The organism is Teichococcus deserti, from assembly GCF_001982615.1.
In the GTDB taxonomy this organism is placed as follows: domain Bacteria; phylum Pseudomonadota; class Alphaproteobacteria; order Acetobacterales; family Acetobacteraceae; genus Pseudoroseomonas; species Pseudoroseomonas deserti.
On record NZ_MLCO01000463.1, the window covers coordinates 1 to 3601 of the forward strand.

Sequence of the window (3601 nt, forward strand, 5' to 3'; positions counted from 1 at the left end):
ATCGTATCCCCCCGGCGGGGGTCAGGGGGCGGGGCCCCCTGCTTTCTTCAGCTCGTTGACCGCCAGCCGCTCGAATTCTGCAACCGACAGCGTCTCCGCCCGCCGTGTCCCGTCGATATCGGCGTCCTTGAGGATGGCCTCGGCGTTGCCCAGGGTCTTCAGGCTCGACCGCAGCATTTTTCTGCGTTGTCCGAAGGCCGCGGCCGTCACCTTTTCCAGCGACTTCATCAGCGCGGGATCGGGGTCCTCGGCATGCGGCACCAGGTGCACGACGGCCGACCAGACCTTGGGCGGCGGGCTGAAGGCGCCGGGCGGCAGGCGCAGCATCATGCGGCACTGGCAGCGCCACTGGGACAGCACGGCGAGCCGCCCGTAATGCTCGGTGTCGGGCGCGGCGACGATGCGCTCGGCGACTTCCTGCTGGAACATCAGAGTCATGCTCTCGAAGAGCGCGGCTTGGTGCAGCCAGCCGATCAGCAGCGGCGTGCCGACATTGTAGGGCAGGTTGGCGACGATGCGGCGCGGCGCCGGCAGCAGGGTCTCGGCATCGATGCGCAGCGCATCGCCCTCGACGATGGTGAGCTTGCCGGGATAGGCGGCGGAGAGCTCCTCCAGCGCGCCGAGGGCGCGGCGGTCGAGCTCGACGGCGGTGACGTGCTCGGCGGGGCTGGCCAGCAAGGCGCGGGTCAGGCCGCCGGGGCCGGGGCCGATCTCGAGGACCTGGCGGCCTTCCAGCGGCGCCGCGATGGAGGCGATGCGGCCGCAGAGGGTCGCATCCAGCAGGAAATGCTGGCCGAGCGCCTTGCGCGCGGCCAGTCCGTGCTTCTGGATCGTCTCGGCGAGCGAGGGGAGGGCGGCGGAAATGGCGCCCTCAGCTCCGCATGTCGATCTGCGCGCGGCGGCGCAGGTCGCGCTGCAGCTGGCGCGAGGTCAGCTCGATGCGGTCGCGCAGGATCTGGCCGCGCGCCGCGTCCGGGGAGAGCTCGGCCAGGTTGCGGGTCTCGCGGGTGCAGACGGCGAGCACCAGCACGCCCTCGGGCGTGACCAGCGGCTGGCTGGCGCGGCCGACCGGCAGGCTGGCCACGATGTTGCGCAGCGCTGCCGGCTGCATGGTGTCGAGGCGCAGCGCGCCACCCGGATCGGAGGGGCGGTCGCCGCCGCGGGCCGCGGCCTCGACGGCCGGGCAGGCGCGGCCTTCGAGGGCGCGGGCGCGCTCGACGGCCTGGCGCTGCTGGTCGGTCGGCGCCTGCGGGTTCAGCGCGCTGGTGAAGGGGAAGAAGGCCTGGCGCAGGGTGACCATGGTGGCCAGCTCGCGGCCGGTCTCGCGCTTCTGGCGCAGCGCGATGATCTGGAAGCCGCCAGGGACGCGGACCGGGTTGGCGATGGCGCCCGGGGGCATCTGGCTGACGATGCTGCCGACCGCCGGGTCGAATTCGTCGGGGCGGGTCCAGCCCATGTCGCCGCCCTGCAGGGCGGTCTGGCTCTGGCTGAACTGGGTGGCGGCGGCGGGGAAGGGCACGCCGCGGCGCAGCTGGCCGACGACGTCGTCGACGAAGCGGCGCACCTCTGGCTCGGCGGCGGGGTCGTCGACGGGGATGAAGATCTCGGAGACCAGGTATTCCGGCTCGCCGGTGCGCGCCTTGTGGGCGGCGACGAATTCCTCGATCTCGGCATTGCCGATCTGGCCCTGCTGGCCCAGCTGCTGGCGGATCAGCCGCGACCAGCCGATCTGGTTGCGGATCTGGTCGTAGAGGGCGCGCGGCGCGATGCCGGAAGCGCGCAGCTGGCCGGCGAGCGCGCCGGCGGGCAGGCCGTTGCGGCCCTCGATCTCGCGCACCGCCTCGGCCACGTCCTCGTCGGTGACGGGGATGCCGCGGCGCTGGACCTCCTGCATGCGCAGGCGCTCGTCCACGAGGAGGCGGGTGACCTGGGGGCGCAGCCGCTCGACCACGTCGCCGGCATTGCCCATGTTGGCGTTCAGCGCGAAGAGCCGGGCGCGGCCGGCGACCTCGGTCGCGGTGACGATGTCGCCATTGACCACCGCGACGATGCGGTTGGTCTGCGACGGGGCGCTCGCCGGGGCCTCGGGCGCGGGCGCCGGACGGCGGGGCTGGGCCGCGGCGGGTTGCGCCAGCAGCAGGACGGCCGCCAGGGCCTGCGTCGCCGCCAGAGCGGAGAGGAGGGCGCGGGCCGGGAGGCGGGTCTGGAGCCCGAGCTGGGCGTGAGCACGTCGCATGGCGGTTTTCCTAGGCTGGGCGCGGCCCGACCGCCAGCCCCAATCGCGGGGCCGGGGGGCAGGCCACCCCATCAGATCGCGCGGAAGCCGAAGTCGCCGATCGTCTTGAAGGAGACGCGGAACAGCAGGACGGTCGAGGAGGGGTAGTAGGAGCTGCGGTTCGACGGCTCCGCATAGGTCTTGGCGAAGCGGGTGTCGAAGATCAGGCACTCGTCCTCGTAGGTCAGGTTGACGCCGGCCGAGACGGCCCGCTCGAGCTCGAGGTCGTAGCGGCCATAGGTGCCGGCGCGCCAGTACTGCCCGATCCGCGCCTGGACGTTGCCGGAGACCTCGCGGCGCTCGCGGGTCGAGATCAGCGCGCTGGAGGGGATGGTGTAGAGATAGCCGCCGCCGACCGAGACCGGACCCATGCTGATGCGGGCCGAGGTCTCGACCATGCGCGCGTCCAGCCCGTCCTTGTCGAGCCGGGTGCGGGCGGTCAGGTCGAGCCAGGGGGTGGGCGACAGGCGGACGCGGCCGACCCAGTCGGAGGAGCGGCCCTCGAGGCCGGAATCCTCCTCGAAGACGCTCTCGCTGCTGGCGCGGAAGGAGCGGCCGACCAGGCCTTCCAGCTGGCCGCCGTTCGGGAACATCCAGGCGCTGCGGAAGGCGGTGTCGACGCGGCTGCCGCCTTCCTGCCGGTCGCGGCCGGGGAAGCGGTTCAGCGCGAAGAGGTTGGCGTCGGAGAATTCGAAGTCGAGGCTGTCCTCGTTGGCGACCAGCGTCTGCCGGCCGGTCGAGGGGCCGGTGACCAGCTGCACCCGCGGCTCGAAGATCTGCGCACCGTATTCGCCGGCCTGGCGGACGAAGGGCATCCGCCAGTCGACGGCGGCGCGGACATTGACCGTGGCGTCGGTCGCGGTGCCCTGGTTGGCGTAGTTCGGCGCGCGGTCCAGGTCGTCGACCCAGCGGGCCAGGGCGTCGCCCTGGGCGCGGAAGGTCCAGACCGAGCCGTAGCGGTCAATGCGCGGCAGCTCGTAGGTGACGCGGCTGGCGATGCGGCGGGTGTCGGTGCCCTGGTCGCGATAGAGCGAGAAGGCGCCGGCATCGACGGTGAAATAGCCGCCCAGCGCATCGCGGCCGCGGAAATGGTCGCCGAAGAAGTTCGGCAGGACCACCGGGATCTGCCCGGTGTCGTCGACCTCCGACAGGCCCTGATAGGCGCGGGCATCGACGCGGACATAGTTGTTGATGCCCCAGAAGCCCTCGAGATAGGCATCCGAGGAGAGCTGGCGCGGCGCCGGGTAGCGCCAGGCGCGGAGATAGGCCTCGCTGCTGGCGCGGTTCAGGTTGAAGCCGGTGCGCCAGTTCTCGTCGAGCGAGAAC

3 protein-coding genes are annotated in these 3601 nt (G+C 72.3%); all 3 read right to left on the bottom strand.

Annotated elements, in window-relative coordinates; all coding sequences use genetic code 11:
* Positions 1-21: 21 nt before the first annotated feature.
* Complete coding sequence (rsmA, locus tag BKE38_RS29050) at positions 22-864, bottom strand: 16S rRNA (adenine(1518)-N(6)/adenine(1519)-N(6))-dimethyltransferase RsmA (RefSeq protein WP_076960592.1); 843 nt, start codon at positions 862-864, stop codon at positions 22-24.
* Positions 865-871: 7 nt separating this feature from the next.
* On the bottom strand, positions 872-2236 hold the full coding sequence (locus tag BKE38_RS29055; RefSeq protein ID WP_076960593.1) for a peptidylprolyl isomerase: 1365 nt from the start codon (positions 2234-2236) through the stop codon (positions 872-874).
* Between the two features lie 71 nt (positions 2237-2307).
* Positions 2308-3601 (bottom strand): LPS-assembly protein LptD (locus tag BKE38_RS29060; RefSeq protein WP_131829790.1); only part of this gene is annotated, 1294 nt, incomplete at its 5' end.

What these genes read in the sequence shown, in the direction of transcription:
- BKE38_RS29055 (WP_076960593.1), bottom strand. Translation starts at nt 2,236, where the DNA reads ATGCGACGTGCTCACGCCCAGCTCGGGCTCCAGACCCGCCTCCCGGCC.